The sequence below is a fragment of the Paenibacillus spongiae genome (genome assembly GCF_024734895.1).
Taxonomy (GTDB): domain Bacteria; phylum Bacillota; class Bacilli; order Paenibacillales; family Paenibacillaceae; genus Paenibacillus_Z; species Paenibacillus_Z spongiae.
The window spans coordinates 6330170-6356321 of sequence record NZ_CP091430.1 but is presented as its reverse complement, the minus strand read 5'-3'; the positions used below and the strand labels follow the sequence as shown (position 1 = coordinate 6356321).

Below are 26152 nucleotides of genomic sequence, written 5' to 3'. Positions count from 1 at the left end.
AGAATAAAATGGAGGTGTTGATATTGAAGGTCCGCATTGCACAGCTGTTCAAATATTATGAGTCAGGCGATCCCACGGTATCCGATTTGAATCTGGATGTGGCGGACGGGGAACTGGTAACGCTGCTGGGTCCGAGCGGTTGCGGGAAATCCACAACCATGCTGATGATTGCAGGCATTCATGAAGTATCCAAAGGCGGTATTTATTTTGATGGTGAACTGATGAATTATGTCCCCCCAAAGGACCGGAATATCGGAATGGTATTCCAGAATCCAGCGCTTTATCCGAACATGAACGTGCTTGATAATATTACGTTTCCCTTGAAAAATCGTAAAATGCCGAAGAAACAAGCGGAAGAGCGGGCAATAGAAGCGGCGGAAATTGTACAAATGGCTGGTTATCTGAAGCGGAAACCGAGCCAACTATCGGGTGGACAGCAACAGCGCGTGGCCTTGGCGCGGGCCTTGGCGAAGCAGCCTAAGCTGCTGCTGCTAGATGAACCGTTGTCCAGTCTGGATGCCCGTCTCCGGATGAGCCTGCGTGAAGAAATCCGGCGTATTCAAAAGAAGCTCGGCATTACGACAGTGATGGTTACCCATGATCAAGAAGAAGCGATGTCCATGTCCGACCGCATTGCGGTGATGAACAACGGACGATTGCAGCAGTACGGGACACCTGATGAATTGTATGAAAACCCGGTTAACTGGTTTGTCGCCCAGTTTCTCGGAATGCCGTCCATGAACAGGCTGGATTGCCGATGGGAACGTCCCGGATTGAGCGTCCGGCTGCCGGAAACCGGAGACGTGCTGACGCTTCCGCCGAGTCTTGCCGGCGTACAGGATGCAATGCCGGAGCAGCGGCTGATGATTGGCTTCCGCCCCCATCAGGTCCACATTGTGAAGCCGGAAGATGAATCGAACTCTTTTAAAGCCAACGTATTGATGATTGAATTCACGGGTCGGGAAAAATTACTTCACCTTGCGGCGGGAGCCCAACATATCAAGATTTACGCGGACTTGTCCGAGCAAGTGAAAGAAGGCGATGAGATTCGGCTCCGGCTGACTCACTTCCGATATCTGTTCGATGCCGATACCGAGCGAAACTTGATGCTGAATGCCGAGGACTCGCATGAAAGGAAGGAAGGATTGATTTCAGTTGCAGTTGCCAAATAAATGGATCATTACAGATTTAGATGGAACCTTACTGAATTCCCGACAGCAAGTCGGGGAAAAGACAATCAGGCGCGCCGAGCAATTCCGAAGTCAGGGCGGAAGATTGACATTCGCGACCGGACGGACGCTGGTTGCATCAAAGCCATTCATTGAACAATTGAATATTGTGGAGCCGGTCATTCTTTTCAACGGAGCCAAGATCTACGATCCCGTTCGCGGGGCTTATCTGGAAGAACATTTTTTGCCGCAGCCGTATACCGAACTCGTCCTGAATCTGCACAGTACGACTAAAGCGCAGTACGGATTGGATCTGCTTGTATTTGTCAATGAGCAAATCTATGTGCCGGAGTGGAGCGATGAGGTCGAGCGGTTTCGCATGAAAGACAAGGTTGCTATTCAACAGAAGCTCTATACCGAAATTTACGGCGAATGGAAACGGATTAATAAGATTATGCTTCTCGGAGACGTTGAGCGTGTAAATCAATTCCAAGAGTATTGCATCAAGATGTTCACGGATATCGGTCCCTCCAGATTGAATTCGGTTGTTTCCGAACCCGGCTTGATGGAAGTGCTTCCGCCAGGCATAAATAAGGGGTCGGCGTGCCTGAGACTCATGGAGATTGCTGGTGTGAAACGTGAAGACATAACGACGATCGGAGACGGTCTGAACGATCTGGAGTTGATTACGTCGTTCCATGGCATCGCTATGAAAAACGGACATGCGGATCTTAAAGCAGCAGCCAGCCGGGTAACCGAAAGAAGCAATAACGAAGATGCGCTTGTTGAAGTGATGGATATGCTGGAGTCGCTGGAGGTATAACGATGGTAAAAAAAGGATTGTCGTTGGGCTGCCGGTTAGAACAGTTGGAAGAAACGCTGAAATTTGCGCACACAGCCGGAGTCGAAGCGGTAGAACTCTCGATTGAGCAATTGCAGCTGATATTCAACGGAGCGCTTCATCCGACCCGGACAGAAATGGCTGTCGGAATCTTGCGGCAGTTCCCTTTCGAATACAGTGTGCATCAGCCAAGATCGCTTGATTTGCGCAACGTAAGAGCCGCTGGTGCAGTTAACCGGCTGTTCAGTTCCGTACAAGAGTTTTGCAGCATGATCGGCAGCCGCATCCTGGTTGTTCATTACGAGAAGGAATCGTTCCCCCAGGAAGAGCAGTTGCTCGAGCAGTTGCTGTTGAAGGCGGCGAATCGAACGGATCAAGTCGTACTTGCGATTGAGAACATCGAGATTGAACGCAGCGGTAAAGTAGCCGATTTGGTCAGGAGGCTTGATCATCAGCAAATCAAGATGACATATGATCTAGGTCATGATTTCTTGGCGTCAGCGTATTACGGTTATGATCAGCTGCAGGCGATTGAAAGTTTCAAAGATTTGGTTGTACATTTACATGTGAATGACAATTTCGGCAATTACGAGGAATTAAGGATTACGAACCGTCCCGTGTATAACGCGATGGGTACCCACAACTGGACGGCCTTGGGCAGAGGCGATCTTCATTTGCCTATCGGGTGGGGAGCCATCGAATATGAAAGGCTTCTAGCTCCGTTCAAAGGATTTAACGGATTGGTGATCACGGAAGTCCTCGAACATTATTATGCACTTCATACTAGCGAAATTATTTCCGGACTAGACAGAGTTCATCGCATCTTGAAAGCTTGAGGGAGCAAATAAAATCATTTACCATGCAGAGGAGAAGATATTAAATGAACGAACAGAACTATTTGACTATGCCGCCAGCAAAGCAATTTGGCGAATTTGCTCCTCGTTATCCGAACCTGTGGTTCTACGTCAGCACATCGTTGGTGAAATCCTACGGGTCTGCGAGAAAGCTCGTTTTGGAAGAGTTGGAAGCTTGTACCTATATGACTAACGATTTTGGGTATTATCATTCTAACGAAGGATGCGACGGATATGCTAGAAGAAGAGGCTTGCAACCGGTACGTCTTGAGGACGATAGCCGAAGTCACGAACACTGTCTTCACCTTCGCTTTTATTACGAGCCGTTGAAGAAGTTTCAGCCCGATTCTTCAGACGAGAACGGTTATTTCCAGTATGCGGCCAGCATTCATTATGAAGTCGACCGTCCAGAGCACCTGCATCCGTATGTGGACGAATGTCCAATTTGCGGTATGACAGGTGAATATGCGCAATATATGGGAGCGTCAATCAAGGACAAGAATGAACGGGTTCATGATCCGCTTGGCGTGGAAATTGCCGTAAACGGCACGATTCGCGGAGAGAAGATTATTGCTTTTCCAGCCATCGTTTCTCTTGCGGACAAGTATGACATGCGGATTGAAATGGTCAAGCCGGAACGTGAAGACATGACTACGGCCGTTATTGCAAGAGTTTTTCTGGATGGCCTGAAGTAAGTTGGATAAAAGCCACGGATGAGACGCAGAAAAGCAGGTCTCATCCGTTTTTTTTACTAAGTGAGGAGAGTATATATATGAATCGTAATGCGAGTCATCAACAATCTTTTGAAAACAATTATTCCAATTTTCTGAATTGCACGGTCAAAGTAATGGTCATTGCGCATATGGGGGACATTAGAAGACCGACTTGACATATGCATCCATATGAGAGCTTCGACGGTATTACCCTAAAAGTTGATTCCCGTATTACATTGCACATTAGCCGGATTCCTTAGCTTACGGGTTTCCGGCTTATTAGAGTAATTTTTCGCTTAGCGTACGTTTTTCGCGTTTTGTTAGCGGGAGCTTACTGGCATGGCCGACGAATAGGCCACGATGGTCGAGGGACTTACAATTACGAAAGATGAAGTGGAGACCATACGGCGTTGTATTGAAACAGGCAAATGGCTGGGGGAATACCGGTGAACCGGCTCCACTGGCAAATCAACCGTACCATCGCTTATTCGAATCGTTCCGTGGACCGTGCCTTGAAACAGCGTTGTCGAATGGAGTCCATTTGCCCGTAAGACCTCGTCTCACGGGCACGCTGAATACGGACCGACTATGCACTCTACGCCGAGAGTCATTGTACTTGCCGCAGTTATCCGTTCAACCGATTCCGAATATCCCGCAGATGGTTGGCGCCGCTAGCAATCCTTTCTTCCATTTGTGCCAAATAGGGGATTGCCTCGTATGCTTCAATTGCGGGCAGCTCTCCGGAGGCAAGCTTCTTCTCCGTTATCCCTACCAGTTTCATAAATTGCCCGAATTCATAGGACGACAAATCCGAATTGGGACCGAACCAATCCCGTTCGAACACCGGAAATTCAAAAATCCACTTGTGATCTTCGATCGATAAAGGCAACTCGGGGTTGTATTCGCCCAGAACGGCAAGGATGCTCTCGAAATCGACGATCCCTTGACCGGGTGCCTTTCCTTGCCTGCTGACCCCGTTCGCCGAGAAAAAGACGATTCCGTCCTTGATGTGGGTCAAGTGCGTGTAAGGAGCGACCCTTCTGGCGGCCAGAACAGGGTCTTCCGCATTAACGAGCGTATTGGCGGTGTCCAGGCATACGCCGCATATATCTGCCCCGGAGGCTTCGACCACATGCAAAATATCGAAGGTGGAGTCGCCGTGATTCTCGATATTGATCCGGCTGCCGCATGCCTCCAGCACCGGCCTCAGGCTTCGTACGAACTCGGCGCTCTTCGTTAAATGCGTGTGCCATGGCACGGGGTGTTTGTATCGTTCATCGTTGTGGCTGATCACGCTTCTTAATTCACGCCAGCCGGCCTTGGCCAAGATTTGAATATCTCTTGTAATCGCGGTTCTGGCTTCGTCCTCCGATTGGTGGAATAGCAGCGGATTGCACGCATCTACGGATACATTCGTATACATCCCGAGCGAATCGGCGTAATCCCGTATGTCCATTAATTCACCCAGATCGCACTTGTTGCTTAATTCCGCAATACCGCCAAACTGCACGCCTTCCAATCCGAGCTGCTTGACATAATCCAGACACTGATAAGGATCCAGGTTCAATTCCCGGATCGTAAAGCTGTCGATTCCGATCCTCAAGATTGTTCCTCCTTTATTCGCCTGTTTGCCGTATTCAACGTGCCGGCTGGAGGGGAAGGCTAACGACCGCTTTCGTTTCCTCAGCCCGGTAAGCGGCTTCCGCCACTTCAACTGTTCGGCGGCTATCAGTCCCGTTGGTCAGAATTTCCGCTTGTTCTCCCCTCAAGCTCTTCACCCATTGCTCGATGCAGCGCTGGTGCCCTGTCAGGTCTTTTTTAACGTCAACCTTGACGAAGCTTCCTTTGCCTTCCGTGTCGTAGTAGTGCTTGGACGATCCGTCATGAATTTTGACGTATGTGCCCTTGCCGCTCATGAAATACGCTTCTCCTTTCGTGCCGGTGACATGATTGAATTCGTACCATAATCCGTTGGGAGCGTGATGCGATTGCGTGTACCAGTTAATGGAGAGCAGAGCCAGCGCGCCCGAGCGCATCTTGGCGAGTATGGCTCCGATGCTCTCGCCTTCCATGCGGCCCGGCTCCGTCCTCGTCATGCAGGTCACGTGATCCACTTCGCCTTCATACCATCTGAGCGAATCGATTTGATGGGTGAGACAGCTCATGATGGCTCCCCCGCCAAGCTTTTCCTTGGACCGCACCCAGCTTCCTTCGGGGAAAACGACATTCTGATTGTGTTCCAGCTTCCAGAACAGAATGTCTCCCAGTTCGCCGGAATCCACGACATCCTTAAGCGCCTGCCATTCGGAATCGTAACGCCGGTCATGGCAGACGGTAAGCGATACGCCCGATCTCCCGCATGCTTCAATCATTTGATCGCACTCTTGCAGATTGCGGGCCATCACCTTCTCGGTCAGGATATGTTTGCCCGCGTTCGCAGCCGCGATTGCGGCAGGCGCGTGCAAATAATGGGGAAGAATAATGTCTACAGCATCCACGTCCGCATCGGCCAAAATCTCGTTATAGTCGCTCACAATGGCAACCTCATCGCCCAGCAGTCTTCTGATCTCATGGTGGCGGCTTGCATCGGTCTCCGCCACTACGACTTCGCATAGATCCCTAAGACGCATAAAACCCGGGGCATGCGCGGCCAATATGCCTCCGCCCCCAAGAATGCCGATCTTCAGCTTTGCGTTCATCTCCGGCTTCAACTCCCTCATGATTTCGTTCTCGGAAATATTATTCCACCAGGCGATGAAAGGAAGAAATGGCAAATCGTCTGATTTTATACACTTTTTAATGGAAGCCTTCTTGATCCCGCTTGATTCGGTTCCGCAATCCACTATAATAAGTGTAATTACGCGAAGCAGGTGGATGCGGCATGAATGATTCCCGGTTTCTGGTCACGGTTCTGAATTCATTCGATTTTACGTATTTCCAGGGAAATACGACGCGATTTCACGTGAATGAAGCCCGGGGCAGGGCTACGCATGTTTATGATCAGCCATTCGCGCTTATTTCCCAAATTACGGACGGCCCGCTGCTTCTGGACATCGGAAATGCCAGCTATAAGGTCGAACCCGGACAAGGGTTAATTATTCCGCCGAATACGAAATACGAAATTCACATGTTGGGTCCTCAATTCGTTACGCATTGGCTGAATGTGAACGTTACGCTTTTGGACCATTGTCAACTGTTCGACTTCATCGAAGCTCCTTATGTCACCTCCGAAGCCATCGGAACGGACATCGGTCGGCTGCAAGCCGAAATAACCGCCTTGATGAACGCCGATGCAATCGATTCGAGTACATCCTTGTACAGGATGGCGCAGGTCAAACAGCGAATGTTCGATCTGCTGCAAATTGTCCTTTCCATCTCCCGTTACAAGATCGGCAGCTTCGAGGATATAAGGAAATTCCAACGGTTTCAGCCCGTGTTCGATTACATGGAGAAACACCTCGCCGAGAAAATAAAGGTGACTCGGCTAGCCGAGCTGATGTACTTGTCCACCTCTCATTTTCATAAGGAGTTCAAACAAGCTTTTCAAGTCTCTCCGATGCAGTACATCCAAGCGCAGCGATTGAAGAAGGCGCAGTATTTGTTGGCCACGACGGATTTGACGATGGGGGAAATCGCCAATCGGGTCGGCTATGACCAGGCGTATCCGTTCATCCGGTTTTTCAAATCGATGTACGGCAGCAGCCCGGGCAAATACAAGAAGGGGCTGCCCCGATAAGCAGCGATCCGTTTCAAACATGTGTAATCCTTATCTGGGAGGCCCATAAACAAGAATGAAAGCCAAGAAAATAGTAATGATTTCGACATCAGTTATTGCTGTGATTGTTGTGGTTCTTTGGCAAATAGGTTTGATAGGTTTATGGACGGAAGGAATGGCTTACATTGCGAATAACACCAAAGAATTTACGGATACGAAGGGGCATATTGTTCAAGGTGAATATTCAATTCCAATTGACTTGTCTGATTTAGAAAGCAATATCGGGAAAGAGTTGTACAATGACGGTGCCTATAGAATCTATGTATCTTGGATTGATCATACAGGCAGCATTAATAGTGGCGGATATCAAATTGGATTCAGGTCCAGCGGATCCTATTCGTTAAGCAATGCCTCATTAATTTCAGGAGCTCATCATGCTACGGTAAACGGAAATTCATTCACAACGTCTATGTCCGCCCGAATGACAGCATCGTATAATGGCAAGCACTACACCAGCTCGGTATCTGGTTTAAGCGGGTTGAACTACAAAGACGGCGATTATTTTTCTTTCTATATCTTTCCCTCTGAATCTTACGAAAACCAAGAAATCTCATTGAATGAAACAGGTATCGTGCTTTTAACGGTTAGCGATCTTTATAAGAATGTTTGGAGCAAAAAAGCATAATCTCGAACTTATTCTTTCCGTGTAACTAAAGAAGTCGAAGAAGCCAATAACCGAACCAGAGAGAACCAGAACGTTAATTTGACGCTGCTGGTTCTCTTTTCATTGTGAACAGCACTTCAGAACGAAACAGAATGACTCGAATCACATGGCCAACAAGCAAAATACATAATTTTACAATACCTGTAAATGAGGTCGATTTAGCAGGGATTTCATAGGAAAGAAGACCGATAGATCTACTTGGAAGGGGCGGGTAATAGAGGCTGGAAACGGCTCGGATGTCTGCGTGCTGGTTTACAAAACTGGAAACGAAAAAAATAATTGTTACATATTGGAATATATAGTAAAGTGAATCTGTGACTCTAGCAATGCGTCCATAGTACCTGTGCTGAATTGGGGGATAGGAGATTTCATGATGAGAAAGAATAGGCTGCGGCTGCTGTGCGCGACGGCTGCCGGAGCGCTGCTTGTGACCGGGAGCGCGATGGGTGCGGCGCAGGCTGCGGCCCCCGCGCATTCGCTCGAAGCGAAGCTCATTAACGGGGAAGTTTATGTCAAGGCAAGCTCGCTGACGAAAGCGCTGGGAGGAACGGGCACGTACAATGCGAAGACGGGAACGTATTCTTATTCGTCCCGCGACCCGATTCCGGATGTCATTCAGAACGTCTCGCCCTCCGTGGTGGCGATCATCGGCAAGCCGGCCGGCTACGAAGATCGGTATGCGCTTTCACACGGGACGGGCGTCGTCTGGAAGGCTGACGGCTGGATCGTGACGAACGCGCATGTCGTCAAGGACATGAAGAACATCGTAGTCGTCATGGCGGACGGCAAGCAGTATGAAGGCAAGACGACCCATGCAGACGAAGCAAGCGATCTTGCGCTGGTGAAGGTGAATGCGACCGGGTTGAAGCCGGCGCGGTTCGCGGCTTCACCGCTGCAGCTTCAGGTCGGGGAGCAGGTGGCGGCGATCGGGACCCCGGTCTCGTTCACGCTGCGCAATACCGCAACAACCGGCATCCTGAGCGGCATGAACCGGTCCGTCTCGTCGGCTTATAAACTGCTGCAGACCGACGCAGCGATCAATCCCGGGAACAGCGGCGGACCTCTGGTCAATCTAAAGGGAGAAGTGATCGGCATCAATTCGCTGAAGTTCGTCAGCCCCGGTATCGAGAGCCTCGGCTTCTCCATCCCGACGGATACGGTCCGGTATGTCATGCAGCATTTTTTCAAGTATGGCAAAGTTAACCGCGCCTCGCTCGGTATCGAGCTGGAGGAAAGCTGGGCCGCGATCGTCGGACTGCCGACGACGGAGCCGCTAAGGGTGACGGCAGTAAAGGCCGAATCGGCATCGAAGGCCGGACTTAAAGCGGGCGATCTGCTCTATACGGTGGCGGGGAAGCCGGTTACGTCCTTAGTTGAGCTGAACGAATTGCTCAAGGCCTACCTGCCCGGTCAGCAGGTCGAAATCGTAACGCAAACGGGAAGCAAGCTGACTACGCGCAAGCTTGTCCTAGCTCAAGGCTAAATCGGCAACGATCATACATGGGAGAGGGATTACTTAGATGAAGAAACGTCTACTTGTACTATTCACCGCACTATGCCTGATGATTGCGCTCGTTCCGGCCGCGGTAGGAGCGGCGGCCCAGCCCGTCGTCATCCAACTGACCGTTGGCAGCCCTACGGTCACGATCAACGGTGCATCTTCGACCATCCAGAAGCCGTATCAAATTAACGGCACGACGCTCGTTCCGTTAAGCGTCATCACCAAAGCGTTCGGAGCCGGGCTGCAGCTGGAGAAGAACAAAATCATCACGCTAGCTTACAACGATACGAAGGTCGTTCTGACGATCGGCAGCAAGCAGGTGCTCGTCAACGGGAAGGCAACGACGATCGCGGTCGAGCCGAAGGTTGTCAATAATACGACGATGGTGCCGCTGCGCGTCATCGCTCAGTCTTTCGGAGCGACCATCACGACAAGCGGCAAGCAAATCACAATCGTCGGCTTCCGTGCGGGCGGCGGCGAAACCGGCGGACAAACCGGCAATACCGGGGGAATAAATCCTGATGCCGGCAAGACGAAAGTCGGCGACAGCTATTACGGCTGGTCGGTCAACTACCCAAGCGACCTGTCTCTCTCGGAGCAGAGCGATAACGGCAACGTTGCCGTCTGGTCCGATGCGAACGGCAATCCGAGTCTTATCGTGACGGTCGTCGATGTCGGCCAGACATACACGCGCGAAGAGGTTCGCGAGCATCTGCTCGGCTACTTCGCCGAAGACGAGTTTGCGGTGGAGAAGAAGACGGTCGATATCGGAGGGCTCAGCTTCGAGAAGATCGTCAGCCGCAGCCGGAACGGCTGGTTCTTCGAGTACCGTGGCATCCAGAAGGAGAACCGGATCTATACCATCATGTCCGGGGTAAAGGCGGCGTCCCGCGACGCGCTGGACAAGTATCAGCCGCTGCTGGACAGCTTCAAGCTGAAGTTCAGCAAGGCGGATGCGTCGCTGAAAGACATCACGAAGGTGAAGGATGGCTTTATGGTCGTCTCCGACCGTGATTACGGCCTGACGGTCCAGCTGCCCGCGGACTGGGGACGGGATTCCAAGGCGCCTTATCCGCTGTTCGGGAACGAAGATACTTTCATGGAGATTCATATCTCTTCAGCGAAGAAGGATGAAACGGCGGAGCAATGGATGAAGAAGGAGCGCGCGAAACTGGAGGCGCAATATGCGCCGGGCTACTTGCGTAACATCGCAGAGTCGAACCAGGTGCTGGAAGACGGGAAGGCAGCCGTTCTGACGTTGGAATACAGCTTCGACAAGAAAAACTGGTCAACGTCGCACGACATTTATCTGATTGCCGGCAATCACAGATATTACGTGACTCTCTACTATCCATCCGGCAGTGCGGCGAAAGCGCAATCCGCCTTCAAACAGGTGCTGGCTACGCTTGACTTCGATATCGATTACGTGGAAGCGAACTTCAGCGAGATGGAGGAAGAAGAGGGACTGGAATCGCTGACGGTAACGAAGACCAGTAAGACATACGGATATTCGATCGATATCCCGCAGTCGTGGAGCGGAGTGGACAAAGACTTCGAGAAGGATGCCGTGACCTATAATGGCAGTTACGGTACTTTTAGTTTAGGCGTGTATGATGACGCTACTGTCTCTGGAATTCAACAGAGTGTTCAGACGGTTCTGACGCAGAACGAGGACTTTAAGAGCAGAGAGACGCGGGTAATCGGCACCTCTCAAGTCACCATAGCGGGCCAGACCGCGACGAAGATTGAAGCGGAGGCGCTTAAGAGTGACCATCCGCTCAATTCGACCTTCTATATCTTCGAGAAGAATGGCCGGGCCTATCTGCTGGAATTCCATATCAATCAGGCGAACGACACGGCTGCTTTCCGCGATCTCGTCGACAAGATTCTAAAATCGTTTAAATTCACATCGTAATCAGGCGACGCCGCTTTCCGGACCACTGCCGGGGAGCGGCGTTCACTATTAGAGCGTAGTAGACCGAGATTTATCCGCAGCATCTATTTCTGCTATAATGACAGCATTGTGGCATGGCAAACACCGCAGATTGTCTTAAAATATGCAGAAATCGATGAAGGGGCGAATCTTATGTTCGATTGGCTCGTTGAAACCAAGAAGCCGGTATATTCGGATGAAGCTATAAAAGGGGATGCATACGCAGGAGACGGAGAAAATAAGGGAATTCTTCCAAAACAGCTTTTTTGCCGACTCCGGCTCCGTCTTTCTGGTCCCGACCGGATGGGTCTTGGAAGAAGCATTACAGGAATCGCTAGCGCTCCGTACGTTCCGTGCGTTCGCGGAGTCGCTTCTTCTCGTTGTGGATGCGAAGGATAATCGGGTTGTCGGACTTGATTTATACGGATAGACGAGTATAGATAGTAACTGAAAGGGACTGCTATTATGCCGAGTTTGAAAGAAAAGAATTTGGAATACCGCCGATTAGGGCATGCCGATATCCCAGATCTGTTGACCCTCATGGCTGACGTCATATCCCGTCTCCCGTCACAGGAGCTTTTTGCGATGGACGATGAAGATTACTTTCATACCTATGTCCTCGAAAATGGCGAAATCTACGGTGCATACCGCGATAGGAAACTCTCCGCTTATACATTTTTGACATACCCCAAGCTTAGTGAAAGCAATCTCGGGAGGGAATTCGGGGTTCCGGAGGAAGAATTGTCCCAAGTGGCTTTCCTGGAGGGGACTGTCGTCCACGAATCCGTCCGCGGGTTGGGCTTGCAGCGGTATTTTCATCGATTACGCGAGCAGCGCGCCATGGAGAACGGCTGCCGTTACCTCTATTCGACGGTGCATCCGAACAATCATGCCAGCATACGAAACTTGGAGTCCGAAGGGTTTACCCACCAATTTACCCGTCCGATGTATGGAGGAAAGCCCCGGCATTGTTATGTGAAGCATTTATGATAAGTTCTAAAAAGAAAAGAACCTTCAGCTTTCGCTATTCTAGCGGATGTGAAGGTTCTTTCTTTTTCACCGAGCGTTATATCGTATGCGACAGCACAAGGCCGCCGTAAGCGAAAGCGGCGATGATGACTAGGGCGGGATGGTATTTCTTGACGGCCATGGCCCAGAAAGCAGCGACGGCGATGCCGAGCGACTGCCAGATGCCGATGGAGGCGGCGGCGCCGGAAATCATCTGCCATGCCAACACGGCCATCATGACCGCGATCGCCGGCTGCACCAGCAGCGTCATCCCTTTGACGACCGGCGACGAGCGGTGTTTGTGCAGCAGGCGGAGCAGCAGAATGAGCGCGATGGCAGACGGGAGGATCGTCGCGGCCAGCGCTGCGAGCAGACCCAGAAGTCCGGCGGCATCATAGCCGACATAGGCGGCGATTTTGGTGGCGATGGGGCCGGGAAGCGTGTTGCCGAGCGCCAGCATATTGGAGAACTGCGCATCGTCCAGCCATCCGTAATGGGGGACGATCTCCCGGTACATCAACGGAATGGAAGCGGGTCCGCCGCCATAACCGAGGATATTCGCCGTGAAAAAGCCGATGATAAGCTTCAGCCACTCCATGTCGTATACTCCCCTTTGCGGCTTTTTCGTTTATGGGCGCGGCTGCGCAATCGTTCGGCCACCTTATAGTGGATGGCGCCGTAGGCGAGGAATAGCGCAATGACAACAGCCGGATGAAGAGGGACGACCTCCAGAAGCAAGAACGCGGCCGCGAAGAAGGCAAGGCCGAGCACCAGGCCAAGCCCTTTATGTGCGCGCTTGCCGAATTCATAAGCCATCATGCCGATCATGACCGCGATGACCGGCATCACGGCCGCGATCATGCCTGCGATGACCGGCGATCGGCTCAGCAACTGCACGATGGACATGAGCAGAATCATGGCGGCGGAGGAAGGGAGGATATGAGCGAGCATAGCCAGCAGCGCCCCCGTCCACCCTTTCTCCCGGTAGCCGAGATAGGCGGCGATTTTCGTGGCGATGGGGCCGGGGAGCGCGTTGGCGATGGCCAAAATATCGCCGAACTCTTCATCCTTCACCCAGCCGTAACGCGTGACGGCTTCGTAGCGGATAAGCGGGATAACCGAAGGACCACCGCCATAGCCCAAGATGCCGGTCCGAATCATCGCGGCGGTCAACTGCCAATAGCGATTCCGAATGCGCGGGTCCGGCATCGGCTACAGCCTCATGCCCATGCGGCTCTTGTAACGCGTAATGAGCACCTGGCTATCGACGCTCGTAATGCCTTCCAGCGGGTAAAGCTTCTCCTTCATGAATAATTCCATCTCCTGATTGTCCCTAAACAATCCATGCATATGCAGCTTGCTCGGGCCGGTCATCAGATACAGGCTGGTAACGGAAGGCTCCTCCGCAAGCCGATCGGCCACCTGCTGCAGCGATTTCGGCTCGACCTCCACGTTGAAAAAGGCGGAAACGGTAATGCCGATCTTGACCGGGTTGATGACCGCGGTAAACCGTTCCACCACGCCTTCTTCAATCAGCGTATTGATTCGGGCCTGCACGGCCACTCGCGAGAGCCCGATTTCCTTCGCCAGATCGGTATAGGAAATGCGCGCGTTCTCGAGCAGGGCGGATATGATTTTGCGGTCGATCTCGTCAATGTGAACGTTGGGCATTTCGTTTATCGTTGTGTTCGGCATGAATAGGTCCTCCTTGTAGGAACTGTTTTAAGGGTTCCGATGTAAGTAGTATGTCGGGTATAGATTGACTCTTGGGTGTATAAGTCGAATGAAAAACGGTCATATCAGTTACCTTATGTATAAATATATCGCCATTAACATTCCTTTTCAACATAATATACGCCGTTGGCTTACATAACATTCTAAAACAGCTCTTGTCGATTGTGGAATGTATATGTTATGTTAGTTAACATCAAATTGCGGGAGATGAATGTGGCATGGAGAAGAATCGTTCGGTCATCGGTTCGGAAGCAATGGTTGTCAGTCCGCATTACCTGGCCTCGTCGGCTGGTGCCCGCATCTTGCAGAAAGGCGGCAACGCTTTTGATGCGGCCGTTGCGGTCAGCGCTTGCCTGGCGGTCGTTTACCCTCATATGACGGGGCTCGGGGGAGACTCGTTCTGGCTTGCTTACCGGCCGCAGGATGGAGAAGTCAGAGGATATAACGGCAGCGGGCGTTCCGGGTACAGGGCGAATATCGAGGCGTTCCGCGGCTGTGCGGCGATACCGGTCCGCGGCGTGCGCAGCGCGGTGACCGTGCCTGGCATGGTCGATGCCTGGTGTGCCATTCATGCCGAATACGGGCGGCTGGACTTTGCCGAGACGCTGGAAGCGGCGATTGGCTATGCAACGGAAGGGTTCCCTCTCTCGAACGACCAGTATGTCAACACGAGGGCGCAAGCTGGAATATTGGCTGCGTTCCAGCATACTACCTCGATCTATATGCCGGGCGGGGAGCTGCCTGCGGCTGGCGCGAGGTTCGTGCAGCCGCAGCTCGCCCGGTCGCTACGCGAAGTGGCTGTCGGCCGAAGAGAAGCGTTCTACAAAGGAACGGTCGCGGCGGAAATCTCGCGTTATTTGCATCAGGAAGGCGGTCTGCTGACAGCCGACGATTTCGCCGATCATGCCGGGGAGTGGGTGACGCCGCTGAGCGGGACGTATCGGGACCGCATTGTGTATCAGATGCCTCCCAATTCGCAAGGCTTCGTCGGACTGATGGCGCTCCATGTCCTGGAGACGTTCGACTTCGGCTGCGTCGAGCATGGAACGCATGAATATTATCAGCTGATGATCGAGGCGCTGAAGCTGAGCTTCCGCGACCGCAATGCGTTCTTGACGGATCCGGCGTTTGCGGCGATCCCGCTGGAGCGGCTGTTGAGCAAACCGTATGCGGCCGGGCTCGCGTCCGCTATTCGCATGGATGGCGCATTGCCGGTCGACTCCGTGCCTGCTGGGAACGACACGGCATACGCGGCGGTAGTCGACCGGGAGGGCAACGCCGTCTCTTTTATCCAAAGTCTCTATTTTGAATTCGGCTCGGGCGTTGTGGCGGGCGACACGGGGATTTTGCTGCAAAACCGGGGGTCGTTCTTCTCGCTGGATCCTCTGCATGTCAATTGTCTGCAGCCGGGCAAGCGGACGTTCCATACGCTTATGCCTGCGATGGCTTTTCGCGGGGGGAGCCTCGATATGCTGTACGGCACGCAAGGCGGGGAAGGGCAGCCACAGACGCAAACGGCTGTTTTTACGCGAATGGCCGACTATGGCATGGATCCCCGGCGGGCGGTCGACGAGCCGCGTTTCTTATGGGGGCGTACATGGGGAGAGCCTTCGCAAGAGCTGAAGCTGGAGTCTCGCATCGATTCCTCGGTTGCGGAGTCGCTCGCCGAAGCCGGGCACTGCGTTCGCGTAGTCGGGGCATATGACGGCGTCATGGGTCATGCCCATGCGATCATGGTCGGCGAGTTTGGCTTCTTCCAAGGCGGAACGGATCCGAGAAGCGACGGTGCGGCGATTGGGTGGTGACGAGGAGGGGGGATAGCAGTGGAGGGGCGCGAATGGAACACATCATGCGATTTCGTGTCATATGCATGTAATGTATTCGTTTATATGTTATATAAACTAACATAAAATTATTGACAGCGATTATTCGCATCGATATAATAAACTTAAAATTACATTCGAAAAGAACATAGATTAGACGTATTGCAGTCGAAAAGAATGTAATTGTCCATTTTGTCTGTCGAATAGTAGTCTGTTTCATGGGAATCGGCGGTTTATGAAAATGCGTTAGATTCATGTCATGTTTGTAATTCGCTTAAAAAGGGTTGAAACGACATCATCGGGGAAGGCGAGGAAGATGGCTGAACGGTTCGGAGACGTTATTCTCGAGCGGGACCGCTCCTGCATCATGCGAGACGGTACCGTGCTTTATGCCGATATTTACCGGCCGGAGGCGGAAGGCCCGCACCCCGTGCTGCTTATGCGTCAGCCTTACGGCAAACGAATCGCTTCTACCGTCACTTATGCGCATCCGGTCTGGTATGCGAAGCAGGGATACATTGTCGTTATTCAAGATGTTCGCGGCAGAGGGATCTCGGAAGGGGAGTTCGAGCCGTTCATCCGCGAGGCGGAAGACGGCTGGGACACGGTGGAATGGGCGGCGGGCCTGCCGGATTCGAACGGCCGGGTAGGGATGTACGGCTTCTCGTATCAGGGATTCACGCAGTGGGCGGCCGCATCGGAGAAGCCGCCCCGGCTGGCCGCAATCGCTCCGGGGATGTGCGGGGCCGATGTATACGGCGGCATGATCTATCCGCAGGGCCGGCTCGCCATTTGGGAACATCTGCCCTGGGCTTACCAGCTGGCGCGCGATGCCGCGAGGCGGGCGGGCGACCCTTCGGTTGAAGAGGCTTGCACCTCGGTACGCAGGGGGCCTTCGCACGAAATGCTGCTTCATCTGCCCGTCGCGGGCGAGCATCCGATCCTGTCCCGTTATTTCCCGGCCTACCGCGAGTGGTGCAGCCATCCGCATTACGACGAATATTGGGAGAGCCGCAACTTGATGCCGAAGCTGGCCGACAGTCCTGTTCCGGCCCTGCATATCGGCGGCTGGTACGACTTGTTCCTTATGGGAACGATGCGGATGTTCGACGCAATAGGGCGCGGCAATCCGACTCACCGGCTAATCGTTGGGCCATGGGATCACATTCCTTGGGGCCGGCGCGCCGGAGGCGTCGATCACGGGGCCGAGGCTTGCGGCGACATTCACCTGAAGCAGCTCCGATGGTTCGACTATTGGCTGAAAGACAAAGGGGATGCGGGCTCGCCCGAGGCTCCGGCTATCGAATATTTCGAGCTTGGCGGCAACCGGTGGCGGTCGCTAGAAAGGGGGGTGTCTCCATTCGGCAGCGGACTGGAAGCTGAACGACGATTCTTGAGAGGGTCGGCCGTACCGGCTAACGGCGCATCGGGCGGAGGTCGGCTCGCGGATGCTGCGGCTGGCGCAGATGAAGGCTCGGTCGACGTATTCGTGTACGATTCCCGGCTGCCCATGCCGCTCGATTCTTATTTGCCGCAAGACCGCAGCGAGATTGAAGACCGGTTCGAAATGCTCGTCTTTACGTCTGAACCGGCGGAACGTTGCTTCCGCGTATTCGGAGCTCCGCGCGTGCGGCTTCAAGTGCAGGCGGACGACGGCCCGACCGACCTCATCGCGGTGCTGAGCGCCGTATATCCCGATGGAGCATCGCGCTTTTTGTCCGTAGGACGCGAAGAAATCGGCAAGGGGGAAAGCGGCGAATGGGAGACCGTTGAGATTGAACTAAGGCCTGTGGCGATGGCGTTCGATGCCGGCCTCTCCGTTAGACTGGAGCTGACGGGCAGCGCCTTTCCGGTGTTCGTCCGTCATCCCGGCGGCGTGCCGCCGGAGGATATTCACCGCGTCGGCCCGGAGCGGCTGAACGTCGTTTCGGTAGCGGTGAAGAGCGGCGGTGCGGTTTCGTACCTGGAGCTGCCCGTCGTCGCGGACGGAGGATAATCCAACATTTTCATAGAGGAGTTGAGAGTATGGTTACTCGTTATTCGGGAAAAGCATGGGATCGTCACTTTTTGCCTCGTTTAAGCAAGCTGGAAGTCGAACGGATTCCGAAAGACCGGGCCGTCGTCGTGCTGCCGGTCGGCGCCGTGGAGCAGCATGGGCCTCATTTGCCGGTATACACGGATACGCTGATTGGGGAAGGGTTCATCACGCATGCCTTCGAGGAAATTCCGGACGGCGAAGAAATATGGCTCCTGCCTCCCCTCTCATACGGCAAGAGCACGGAGCATCTTGGTCATTACGGCACGATCTCGCTGTCTGCGACGACGCTTATGGCCATGCTGACCGATATTTCCCGAAGCTTGCAGCGAAGCGGATTCAAGAAGCTCGTGTTAGTTAATACGCATGGAGGAAACACCGATCTGCTGGGGATGATGGCACGGGAAATCCGCATCGACACGGGGCTCGCCGTCTTCCGGCTCGATCCCGGCTTCGGTTATGCGGACGACAGCTTCGACGAGGAGGAGCTAATGACCGGCATCCACGGCGGCGCGGTCGAAACCTCGCTCATCCTGGCGGCGCGCGAGCATTGGGTCCATATGGAGCTCGCTACCGAGGAGAGGCCGAATTTTCCGGAATCCGATTTTCTGCAGTTCAAGCGCAGGGCGTTCGCATGGGTCATCGACGATATATCGGCGTCCGGCATCTCGGGCAATGCCAAGCTGGCTTCGGCCGAAAGCGGGAGGACGATGTTCCGGAAGGGCGGAAAGCTGCTGGCGGAAGGATTGATGGCGATTATGCGGTTCAATATGGAAGACGTTAAGAACGGAGCTGCGGTCAACGTGTAGAGTGCCGTGAAGGCGGGATATGAGGGGGTAGTATTGATTTAATATTCAGAAATTTCAAAAAACAATCCAATGGGAGCAGGAGGGGATGGCTGTGGCGGTCGAGTGGGCGAAAGAAATGTCGGAGCTGGTCGGCGAGCGGTTCATCACGGAGAAACGTGTAAAGGAAAAGTTGTCCAAGGACTATTATTGGTATTCTCCGGTGCTGGAAGCGAAGCTGAAGGAGAAGGTCGCCGAGGGCATCGTCGCCGCGGCAAGCGAGGAAGAAGTTGCCGCCGTCCTGTCCTTCGCGTACCGGAACCGGATTCCGGTGACGGTACGGGGAGCGGGAACCGGCAACTACGGCCAGGCCGTCCCGCTCTCGGGCGGCATCGTGCTCGATGTGAGCGGACTCGATGCGATCCGCGAAATCGGAAACGGCTATGCCCGCGTCCAATGCGGCGTGAAGATGGGGCTAATCGAGAAGGAAGCGCGCAAGCACGGGCAAGAGCTGAGAATTTACCCGAGCACGTACATGGTTGCGACAGTCGGCGGCTTCGTTTCCGGCGGCTCCGGCGGGATCGGCTCGATTACGTGGGGCAACCTGTGGGACGGCAATGTGCTGGAAGCGACCGTCTACACGCTGGAAGAACAGCCGCGCAAGCTGGTCGTATCGGGCGGCGAGCTGCTGGATTATATTCACAGCTACGGCACGACGGGCGTCCTTACGGAGCTGGTCATTCCGCTTGCCCCGGCCAAGGAGTGGCAGCAGAACGTCGTACACTTTGACACGCTGGAGGAAGCGACGCTCTTTGCCGAGCGGCTGTCGAAGGACGAAAGTGTGGGCAAAAGGCTGGTCAGCGTCATGGAATGGCCGATCCCGCAGTTTTTCAAACCGCTTATTAAAGTGCTGGAGCCCGGCGCGGCGGCCGTGCTGCTGGAGATAGAAGAAAGCGCGAGTCCGGCGCTTCAGGAGGTTGCGCAGCAGGCGGGCGGGCGATGCGGTCACCGGATTGAAGCTTCGAGCTACAAGAAGAGCATCAGTCTGTCCGATTTCACCTGGAATCATACGACGCTGTGGGCGATCAAGACCGACCCGACGTTGACTTATTTGCAGGCGGGTCTCTCCGCAACCGGCTTTATGCAGCAGCTTGATAGGATAAAAACCCGGTTCGGCAGCGAAGTGCTGATTCATCAGGAATGGATGAAAGCCAGAGGAACCATCGCGCCGGCAATCCTCCCGATTATCCGGTATACGACCGAGGAGCGGCTGAACGAAATCATCGGCTATTTCGAATCGATCGGCGTTCCGGTTTCCAATCCGCATACGTGGGTGTTGGACGACGGAGGGCGGGGCGAGATCGACGGCATGCGGCTTCGCAAGCGGAGCAACGATCCGCGGCAGCTGCTCAATCCCGGCAAAATCGTCGTGTCGGATGCGGACGCATCATAATCGGCAATGGAGGTGGGGGACATGGAGATCCAGTTGATTAACGCCTCGCTTCCGCTGGAGGACGAGAGCCGCTTGTATGCTATGCATGCGCAGGGAGGCCGCTGGACCTCCGTCGCCGTTCAGGATGAAGACGTTTGTACGGCGAATGCGGTGCGTCTGTCGGATATCGAAGGACTGCCTGAAACCGGCAGGCCGATCGATTTGGAGGGAAGGATGGTGCTGCCCGGTTTTGTGGACGCGCATATGCATTTGGACAAAGCGACGTCCATAGCCGCAGTCGGCAACCGGTCGGGGACGCTGCGGGAAGCGATCGACAATTACGGCGCCAAGGTGGCCGGCTTTACCAAAGCGGAGATCAAGCAGCGGATCGTATCAACCGCCTTGATGGCGCTGTCCCGGGGCACGACGCATATCCGGACGCATCTGGACTTCCATCTGAACCAGGGACGCGAGATCGCCTTCCGAACGATGGAAGCCGCTTTGGAGGCAAGGGAAGAATTGAAGGGCAGGATCAGCCTCCAATTGATCCCGATGTGTTCGTTTGAGCGAATGGGCGCTGCGGGCGTGGAGGCCGCGGAAGAGCTTCTGAAGCTCGGAATGGACGGTCTGGGCGGTGCGCCCCATCTGGGCAGCGATCCGAAAACGGAAATTTCGCGTATATTCGCCTTGGCTTCGCGATACGGGGTTCCCGTCGATTTTCATGCGGACGAAAGCGACGATCCGGCCCGAAGAACGGTCGTTCCAATCGCGCACCGCACCATCGAATACGAATACGGCGGCAGAGCGACGGCCGGACATCTGTGTTCGCTCGCTTCCATGCCGCCCGGCGAGGCCGGCGAAATTATCGGCCTGATGGCCGAGGCCAGGTTGGCGGCGGTGACGCTGCCGGCCGTGAATTTATATTTGCAGGGCCGGGAAGACTGCGGCCCCATCCGGCGGGGCGTGACGCGGGTGAAGGAGCTGCTCGCGGCAGGCGTGCCCGTCGCGGTGGCGTCGGATAATATCCAGGACCCGTTCCATCCGTTCGGCCGCGCGGATCTCGTGCAAATCGCGACGATCGCTTCCTATGCCGCCCACATGGGAGGGGCCGACGAGCTTCGGGCGCTGCTCCGGATGATTACCGAAGTCCCCGCCGCGATTATGCAGCTGGAGGATTACGGCATCCGCGAAGGCCTGCCGGCCAGCTTCGTCATCGTCGACGCGCGATCAGTCCAACGGTTGTTTATCGAGGAGTCGCCGTCCCGATGGGTCGTCTCGAACGGCCGCTGGGTCAGCGCTGCCGTAAGGAGAGAATGGTCGGCTGCGGCGCCGGCTGTCGGCTCCGCTGAGATGCCGAGATAAATCATAGAGGGATGAGCAAGTTTTGCTGTGGAGAATAGACGAGGGAGTATCGCGTCGCAAAACAAGGATTGATGCTTCCGAAGCGAGTTTTGCTGCGAAGAATAGGCGAGATGCAGTGCTTCGCAAAACAAGAGTCGATGCTTCCGAAGCGAGTTTTGCTGCGGAGAATAGATGAGATGCAGTGCTTCGCAAAACAAGAGTCGATGCTTCCGAAGCGAGTTTTGCTGTGAAGAATAGGCGAGATGCAGAGCTTCGCAAAACAAGAGTCGATGCTTCCGAAGCAAGTTTTGCTGTGAAGAATAGGCGAGATGCAGAGCTTCGCAAAACTTTGAGGAGGGAAACTATGAAAACAAAGAAATCTTGGAAGACTGCGTCTCTGATCGTCGTGTTGCTATTATTGAGTGCCGCCGCGCTAGCCGGCTGCGGAACGAAGTCGAATGAGGCGAATGGGGAGGCCGAAGGCGGAACGAACGAATCCGGCGGCGGGACAGAGAAGAAGGAACCAGTCAAAGTGACTCAAGTGACCAACTGGTTCGCCCAGCCGGAGCATGGCGGCAACTACGCCGCTTTAGAGAAAGGGTATTACAAGGATGCGGGCCTCGATATGACGATCCAGTCCGGCGGTCCCGGCGTATCCGCTACGCAGCTGGTTGCCTCGGGCAAAGCCGAATTCGGCATGGGGAGCTCCGATGAAGTGCTGCTGGCGCGGGAACAGGGCCTGCCGCTCGTCGCGATTTTCGGAACGTTTCAGAAGAGTCCGCAGGCGCTCCTCTATCATGCCGACCAGCCGATCGAAGGGATGGAGGATTTGAACGGGCGCAAGGTTTATGTCGGCAGCGGCTCGCCCTTCTGGGAATATTTCAAAAAGGCCTATAAGCTGGATGATGTGACGCAAGTCAAGTACTCCGGCGATCTTTCTCTATTTCTGAACGATAAGACAGCCGTCACCCAAAGCTATATTACATCCGAGCCTTACGTCGTCAAGCAGAAAGGGATTGAAACGAAATATTTGCTCAATGCGGACTTCGGCTTTAGCCCGTACGGCAACCTGATCTATACGACGGAATCGTTCCTGAAGGAGCATCCGGAGGTCGTGAAGGCGTTCGTCGAGGCGACAGCCAAAGGATGGGAAGATTTCAAGTTGAATTGGCGCGATATCATTCCGGCTCTCTCCAAAGCGAATCCGGATAATCCGGTGGATGTCATGGAATACGGGGCAGAAGCGCTTCAGCCGCTGGTGTATGAAGGGGATGCCGCTGAACATGGCGTCGGCTATATGTCAACGGAACGATGGGAAGAGATGAACAAGACGCTGCTCGATCTCGGTTTATTGAAAGCTTCGCAGGACGTCAGCAAGGCGTTCACGACGGAATTTTTGCCGACAAAATAAGCTTGAGTCCCAAGGGAGGCAAATCGAATCGAATTGGCCGGATAACCGGACATCATTAGGGAGGTGGACAGCATGGCAATGCGCATGGCCGACATGCTAAGCGCCGGGGCGGAGATCGTCCGGCCGCTGGTCGAACTGAACAACGTGGGGAAAGTGTATCCGAACGGGACCGTTGCGGTGCAGAACGCGACGCTGACGGTGGGCGAAGGGGAGTTCCTCTGCTTCGTCGGACCGTCCGGATGCGGCAAATCGACGATATTCAATATGATCGCGGGGCTGACGGCGCCGACGGAAGGTCACATGACCGTGCTTGGAACGACGCCGAAGGAAGCGCGCAAACATAACGAAATCGCCTTCGTCTTTCAGGATCATACGCTTCTACCATGGTCGAAGCTGATCGACAATGTCACGCTGCCGCTAAGCCTGCGGGGCGTTCCGAAGAAGGAGCGCATCGAGGAGGGCGAACGGGTGCTGGAGCTGGTTGGGCTCAAAGATTATACGCGGGTTCTTCCGCGCCAGCTGTCGGGCGGGATGAAGATGCGGGTATCGATTGCCCGGGCGCTCATCTCGCGCCCGAAGCTGCTTCTCATGGACGAACCGTTCGGCGCGCTGGATGAAATTACGCGCCAGACGCTGCAGAACGAGCTGCTCGGCATTTGGGAGCGGGAGAAGAGCATGACCGTATTGTTCATCACCCATAATGTGTTCGAAGCGGTCTACTTGTCTTCCCGAGTCGTCGTCATGACGCCGCGTCCGGGCAAGATCGATGAAATCATTCCGGTCCGCGCCCCTTTTCCACGCGGGGAGGATTTCCGCAGCAAGCATGAATTCAGCGAGTATGTCGGGACGGTGTCGGCTGCCTTGAAGCATTGAATGGCGAGATATCGCAAAGGGAGGAGAATGAACATGGCGACGGAACAAACGTATCCGGCGGCGGCGCAGCGGGTTGCGCCGGATGCTGCGAAGGCGATGGCGCCAGCGGTGGAGCGCAAGGCAAAGCCCGCTGCGCCGGGCAAGAAAAATCTATTCGCGAGGATCATGCTGCGGATCGGTCCGCCGATGGCAGTATTCATCGTATTTGTCGGTTTGTGGGAGGGGGTGGTCCGGGCGGTCGGCCTCGAGCCTTATATCGTCCCGAAGCCGAGTGACATCGCGATGGCGGTACAAGAGAAGTGGACCAACCTGCTCGTATCCGTCAGCACGACCATTCTGGAAGCGATCATCGGTTTCCTGATCAGCACCGTGCTCGGCATCTTGTTTGCGGTATTGCTGGCGCTGTCCAAGACTGTCGAGCGTAGCGTCTATCCATATGCGATCGTGCTGCAGACGATCCCGATCGTAGCGATCGCGCCGATCATCATCATTTGGTTCGGAGCCGGCTTCAACTCCATTGTCATCATCGCATTCCTGATCGGATTTTTCCCGATCCTGTCCAATACGCTGATCGGACTGAATTCGACCGACCAGAACATGAAGAATTTGTTCTACCTCTATAACGCCAACCGGCTGCAGACGATGTGGAAGCTGCGACTTCCGGCCGCGCTTCCTTACATTATGGCAGGTCTAAAAATCTCCTGCTCGCTATCCATTATCGGGGCGATCGTCGGCGAATATATCGGCGGCATCGGAGGCGGAAAGGGAGGACTTGGATACGCCATTACGGTGGCGGCGGCCCGTCTGCAGACCGATTATCTGTTCGCCTGCGGGCTGTCGGCTTCACTGCTCGGGATAATGTTCTTCCTGGTCGTCAATCAAATTTCCAAGTGGATGCTCAGCTCCTGGCACGAATCGGAGATGAAAAATTAGAACCGGCCGGCTTGTGCCGGAGGGGGGAAACGGATATGCGCAAATTGGGCCGCGCCCCTAATCAATGGAGCGTGTCAAAGGAATGGGTGGAGCTCGGGCGCGAGGCACCGGAGCGAAGAATCGTCGGCATCCAGGCCGCCCCTCAGCGGCTTAGTCTGGATTTGAGCCGCACGGCGATCGTCGTCGTCGATATGCAGAATGATTTCTGCTCGGAGGGCGGCTGGGTCGATTATATCGGCGGCGATTACGCGGCGCTGCGCCGCCCTGTAAAGCCGCTGAACCGGCTGCTGCCGGCGCTGAGGGAGGCCCGCGTGCCTGTCGTATGGCTCAACTGGGGAAACCGGGAGGACCGGCTCAACCTCAGTCCCTCCGTCCTGCATGTCTACAACGGGACGGGCGAAGGGATCGGAATCGGCGAACCGCTGCCGGGCAATGGTTCCAAAGTGCTGGAGAAGGGAAGTTGGGGGGCGGCGATCGTATCCGAACTGGAAGTCGATCCAGCCGATATTCATGTGGATAAATACCGGATGAGCGGGTTTTGGGATACGCCGCTCGACAGCATCTTGCGCAACATGCGCATCGATACCGTGCTGTTTGCGGGCGTCAATCTCGATCAGTGTGTCATGGCGACGCTTCAGGATGCCGTCAATTCCGGCTACGACGCCATTCTGCTCGAAGATTGCTGCGCAACCAATTCGCCTTTGTATTGCATCGACGCGGCATTATACAACATTAAGCAATGCTACGGTTTTACAGCCGATTCGATGGAACTAATGGAAGCAATAAAACAATTAACGGGAGAGGAGCGGATTATATGATACCGGGACTTATTGCCGGGCATTATTCGGATTGTCCGGTCCGCAAAATTTCGGAGAAGGATACTAATAAATTCGTGCTGCTCTGTGACGGTACGCAAGTTCCGTTCGTGTCCGTCGTAGAGATCTTTGACGCTGGCGGCAGGACGCCGCCGAATGAGCATGCGGCAGCCCATGAATATTTTTACGTCCTGGCGGGTGAGGGAAGGGCGATCGTAGGCGATGTCCAAATGGATATTGTCCCGGGCTCCTTCTTCATCGTACCTCCGGGTTACGAGCATGCCGTGCACAACACGGGCGCAGGGCGCCTGTACGTGCTGACGACGATGATTCCGGATGAGAAGTTCTCGGATTTGATCAAGTCCGGCCCGGCTGCAAGCTTGGATGCTGCGGATTTGGCGGTGCTGGAAGGGTTTTCCGTGAAATGAGCGGCACGCAGGGAGATAAGAGAGCGGATGCGGTAAGTCTGCATCCGGAGCAATAATGGCGGTATGGAAGAACGTGTCGATGAT

Annotated in this window: 25 protein-coding genes; 20 read left to right on the top strand and 5 right to left on the bottom strand. The window is 54.4% G+C overall.

Going from position 1 to position 26152, the window contains the following annotated elements; translation table 11 throughout:
• Nucleotides 1–23: 23 nt before the first annotated feature.
• The 4 genes from L1F29_RS28645 to L1F29_RS28630 are packed head-to-tail and all read left to right on the top strand — an operon-like array spanning nt 24 to nt 3559.
• The gene (locus L1F29_RS28645; RefSeq protein ID WP_258385422.1) at nt 24–1172 is read left to right on the top strand and encodes an ABC transporter ATP-binding protein; all 1149 of its coding nucleotides are present in this window, start codon (nt 24–26) and stop codon (nt 1170–1172) included.
• Entirely contained in the window at nt 1156–1992 is an 837-nt protein-coding gene (locus L1F29_RS28640; protein WP_309252350.1) for an HAD family hydrolase, read from the top strand. The genes L1F29_RS28645 and L1F29_RS28640 overlap by 17 nt, the downstream gene beginning before the upstream one ends.
• A 2-nt stretch (nt 1993–1994) precedes the next feature.
• Nucleotides 1995–2846 carry a sugar phosphate isomerase/epimerase family protein gene (locus tag L1F29_RS28635; RefSeq protein WP_258385421.1) on the top strand — a complete coding sequence of 284 codons (852 nt, stop codon included), beginning with the start codon at nt 1995–1997 and terminating at the stop codon, nt 2844–2846.
• Between the two features lie 44 nt (nt 2847–2890).
• Nucleotides 2891–3559: a hypothetical protein gene (locus tag L1F29_RS28630; protein ID WP_258385420.1), complete on the top strand. Its 669-nt coding sequence runs from the start codon at nt 2891–2893 to the stop codon at nt 3557–3559.
• A 643-nt stretch (nt 3560–4202) separates the two neighbouring features.
• Here the strand turns inward: L1F29_RS28630 and L1F29_RS28625 are convergent.
• On the bottom strand, nt 4203–5180 hold the full coding sequence (locus L1F29_RS28625; RefSeq protein WP_258385419.1) for a sugar phosphate isomerase/epimerase family protein: 978 nt from the start codon (nt 5178–5180) through the stop codon (nt 4203–4205).
• Between the two features lie 34 nt (nt 5181–5214).
• Nucleotides 5215–6276, bottom strand: coding sequence for a Gfo/Idh/MocA family protein (locus L1F29_RS28620; protein WP_258385418.1), 1062 nt, complete (start codon nt 6274–6276; stop codon nt 5215–5217).
• 182 nt (nt 6277–6458) lie between these two features.
• Between L1F29_RS28620 and L1F29_RS28615 the strand changes: the two genes are divergently transcribed.
• The 6 genes from L1F29_RS28615 to L1F29_RS28590 all read left to right on the top strand — a co-directional run bounded on the left by L1F29_RS28615 (nt 6459) and on the right by L1F29_RS28590 (nt 12440).
• Nucleotides 6459–7313 (top strand): AraC family transcriptional regulator, encoded by an 855-nt coding sequence (locus L1F29_RS28615; RefSeq protein ID WP_258385417.1) that lies wholly within the window; start codon nt 6459–6461, stop codon nt 7311–7313.
• Nucleotides 7314–7368: 55 nt separating this feature from the next.
• Entirely contained in the window at nt 7369–7977 is a 609-nt protein-coding gene (locus L1F29_RS28610; RefSeq protein WP_258385416.1) for a bromodomain-containing protein, read from the top strand.
• 412 nt (nt 7978–8389) lie between these two features.
• Nucleotides 8390–9499, top strand: a complete 1110-nt coding sequence (locus L1F29_RS28605; RefSeq protein ID WP_258385415.1) for a S1C family serine protease — start codon at nt 8390–8392, stop codon at nt 9497–9499.
• Between the two features lie 37 nt (nt 9500–9536).
• Entirely contained in the window at nt 9537–11432 is a 1896-nt protein-coding gene (locus L1F29_RS28600) for a stalk domain-containing protein (protein WP_258385414.1), read from the top strand.
• 232 nt (nt 11433–11664) lie between these two features.
• Entirely contained in the window at nt 11665–11880 is a 216-nt protein-coding gene (locus L1F29_RS28595) for a hypothetical protein (protein ID WP_258385413.1), read from the top strand.
• 155 nt (nt 11881–12035) lie between these two features.
• The gene (locus tag L1F29_RS28590; RefSeq protein WP_258385412.1) at nt 12036–12440 is read left to right on the top strand and encodes a GNAT family N-acetyltransferase; all 405 of its coding nucleotides are present in this window, start codon (nt 12036–12038) and stop codon (nt 12438–12440) included.
• A gap of 76 nt (nt 12441–12516) precedes the next feature.
• On the opposite strand, the gene chrA is transcribed toward L1F29_RS28590, so the two are convergent.
• Genes chrA through chrS form a run of 3 tightly spaced genes read right to left on the bottom strand, consistent with a single transcriptional unit; the run spans nt 12517 to nt 14153 of the window.
• Nucleotides 12517–13056, bottom strand: a complete 540-nt coding sequence (chrA, locus tag L1F29_RS28585) for a chromate efflux transporter ChrA (RefSeq protein ID WP_258385411.1) — start codon at nt 13054–13056, stop codon at nt 12517–12519.
• Nucleotides 13044–13667 (bottom strand): chromate efflux transporter ChrB, encoded by a 624-nt coding sequence (gene chrB / locus L1F29_RS28580; RefSeq protein ID WP_309252349.1) that lies wholly within the window; start codon nt 13665–13667, stop codon nt 13044–13046. The genes chrA and chrB overlap by 13 nt, the downstream gene beginning before the upstream one ends.
• Nucleotides 13668–13670: 3 nt before the next feature.
• Entirely contained in the window at nt 13671–14153 is a 483-nt protein-coding gene (chrS, locus tag L1F29_RS28575; protein ID WP_258385410.1) for a chromate efflux transcriptional regulator ChrS, read from the bottom strand.
• A gap of 257 nt (nt 14154–14410) precedes the next feature.
• Here chrS and ggt point away from each other — a divergent pair, with 257 nt between their 5' ends.
• The 10 genes from ggt (at nt 14411) to L1F29_RS28525 (ending at nt 26068) form a co-directional block, all read left to right on the top strand.
• Complete coding sequence (gene ggt, locus L1F29_RS28570) at nt 14411–15997, top strand: gamma-glutamyltransferase (protein ID WP_258385409.1); 1587 nt, start codon at nt 14411–14413, stop codon at nt 15995–15997.
• A gap of 334 nt (nt 15998–16331) precedes the next feature.
• Nucleotides 16332–18011 (top strand): CocE/NonD family hydrolase, encoded by a 1680-nt coding sequence (locus L1F29_RS28565; RefSeq protein WP_258385408.1) that lies wholly within the window; start codon nt 16332–16334, stop codon nt 18009–18011.
• Nucleotides 18012–18040: 29 nt separating this feature from the next.
• Nucleotides 18041–18859, top strand: coding sequence for a creatininase family protein (locus L1F29_RS28560; protein ID WP_258385407.1), 819 nt, complete (start codon nt 18041–18043; stop codon nt 18857–18859).
• 91 nt (nt 18860–18950) lie between these two features.
• On the top strand, nt 18951–20288 hold the full coding sequence (locus L1F29_RS28555) for an FAD-binding oxidoreductase (protein WP_258385406.1): 1338 nt from the start codon (nt 18951–18953) through the stop codon (nt 20286–20288).
• Nucleotides 20289–20309: 21 nt separating this feature from the next.
• Nucleotides 20310–21629, top strand: coding sequence for an amidohydrolase family protein (locus L1F29_RS28550; RefSeq protein ID WP_258385405.1), 1320 nt, complete (start codon nt 20310–20312; stop codon nt 21627–21629).
• Nucleotides 21630–21972: 343 nt separating this feature from the next.
• Nucleotides 21973–23019 (top strand): ABC transporter substrate-binding protein, encoded by a 1047-nt coding sequence (locus L1F29_RS28545; protein WP_258385404.1) that lies wholly within the window; start codon nt 21973–21975, stop codon nt 23017–23019.
• 93 nt (nt 23020–23112) lie between these two features.
• Complete coding sequence (locus L1F29_RS28540) at nt 23113–23892, top strand: ABC transporter ATP-binding protein (RefSeq protein ID WP_373876572.1); 780 nt, start codon at nt 23113–23115, stop codon at nt 23890–23892.
• A 33-nt stretch (nt 23893–23925) separates the two neighbouring features.
• A complete protein-coding gene (locus tag L1F29_RS28535) occupies nt 23926–24825 on the top strand; it encodes an ABC transporter permease (RefSeq protein WP_258385402.1) in 900 nt (299 codons plus the stop codon).
• Nucleotides 24826–24860: 35 nt separating this feature from the next.
• Nucleotides 24861–25643 carry a cysteine hydrolase family protein gene (locus tag L1F29_RS28530; RefSeq protein ID WP_258385401.1) on the top strand — a complete coding sequence of 261 codons (783 nt, stop codon included), beginning with the start codon at nt 24861–24863 and terminating at the stop codon, nt 25641–25643.
• Nucleotides 25640–26068 carry a cupin domain-containing protein gene (locus L1F29_RS28525; protein ID WP_258385400.1) on the top strand — a complete coding sequence of 143 codons (429 nt, stop codon included), beginning with the start codon at nt 25640–25642 and terminating at the stop codon, nt 26066–26068. Before L1F29_RS28530 ends, L1F29_RS28525 begins: the two co-directional genes overlap by 4 nt.
• The last annotated feature ends 84 nt before the right edge of the window (nt 26069–26152 follow it).

What these genes read in the sequence shown, in the direction of transcription:
- L1F29_RS28610 (WP_258385416.1), top strand. Translation starts at nt 7,369, where the DNA reads ATGAAAGCCAAGAAAATAGTAATGATTTCGACATCAGTTATTGCTGTG.
- L1F29_RS28530 (WP_258385401.1), top strand. Translation starts at nt 24,861, where the DNA reads ATGCGCAAATTGGGCCGCGCCCCTAATCAATGGAGCGTGTCAAAGGAA.
- L1F29_RS28605 (WP_258385415.1), top strand. Translation starts at nt 8,390, where the DNA reads ATGAGAAAGAATAGGCTGCGGCTGCTGTGCGCGACGGCTGCCGGAGCG.
- L1F29_RS28560 (WP_258385407.1), top strand. Translation starts at nt 18,041, where the DNA reads ATGGTTACTCGTTATTCGGGAAAAGCATGGGATCGTCACTTTTTGCCT.
- L1F29_RS28590 (WP_258385412.1), top strand. Translation starts at nt 12,036, where the DNA reads ATGGACGATGAAGATTACTTTCATACCTATGTCCTCGAAAATGGCGAA.
- chrS (WP_258385410.1), bottom strand. Translation starts at nt 14,153, where the DNA reads ATGCCGAACACAACGATAAACGAAATGCCCAACGTTCACATTGACGAG.
- L1F29_RS28545 (WP_258385404.1), top strand. Translation starts at nt 21,973, where the DNA reads ATGAAAACAAAGAAATCTTGGAAGACTGCGTCTCTGATCGTCGTGTTG.
- L1F29_RS28615 (WP_258385417.1), top strand. Translation starts at nt 6,459, where the DNA reads ATGAATGATTCCCGGTTTCTGGTCACGGTTCTGAATTCATTCGATTTT.
- L1F29_RS28630 (WP_258385420.1), top strand. Translation starts at nt 2,891, where the DNA reads ATGAACGAACAGAACTATTTGACTATGCCGCCAGCAAAGCAATTTGGC.
- ggt (WP_258385409.1), top strand. Translation starts at nt 14,411, where the DNA reads ATGGAGAAGAATCGTTCGGTCATCGGTTCGGAAGCAATGGTTGTCAGT.
- L1F29_RS28525 (WP_258385400.1), top strand. Translation starts at nt 25,640, where the DNA reads ATGATACCGGGACTTATTGCCGGGCATTATTCGGATTGTCCGGTCCGC.
- L1F29_RS28595 (WP_258385413.1), top strand. Translation starts at nt 11,665, where the DNA reads ATGCATACGCAGGAGACGGAGAAAATAAGGGAATTCTTCCAAAACAGC.
- L1F29_RS28565 (WP_258385408.1), top strand. Translation starts at nt 16,332, where the DNA reads ATGGCTGAACGGTTCGGAGACGTTATTCTCGAGCGGGACCGCTCCTGC.
- L1F29_RS28600 (WP_258385414.1), top strand. Translation starts at nt 9,537, where the DNA reads ATGAAGAAACGTCTACTTGTACTATTCACCGCACTATGCCTGATGATT.
- chrA (WP_258385411.1), bottom strand. Translation starts at nt 13,056, where the DNA reads ATGGAGTGGCTGAAGCTTATCATCGGCTTTTTCACGGCGAATATCCTC.
- chrB (WP_309252349.1), bottom strand. Translation starts at nt 13,667, where the DNA reads ATGCCGGACCCGCGCATTCGGAATCGCTATTGGCAGTTGACCGCCGCG.
- L1F29_RS28550 (WP_258385405.1), top strand. Translation starts at nt 20,310, where the DNA reads ATGGAGATCCAGTTGATTAACGCCTCGCTTCCGCTGGAGGACGAGAGC.
- L1F29_RS28535 (WP_258385402.1), top strand. Translation starts at nt 23,926, where the DNA reads ATGGCGACGGAACAAACGTATCCGGCGGCGGCGCAGCGGGTTGCGCCG.
- L1F29_RS28635 (WP_258385421.1), top strand. Translation starts at nt 1,995, where the DNA reads ATGGTAAAAAAAGGATTGTCGTTGGGCTGCCGGTTAGAACAGTTGGAA.
- L1F29_RS28540 (WP_373876572.1), top strand. Translation starts at nt 23,113, where the DNA reads ATGCTAAGCGCCGGGGCGGAGATCGTCCGGCCGCTGGTCGAACTGAAC.
- L1F29_RS28620 (WP_258385418.1), bottom strand. Translation starts at nt 6,276, where the DNA reads ATGAACGCAAAGCTGAAGATCGGCATTCTTGGGGGCGGAGGCATATTG.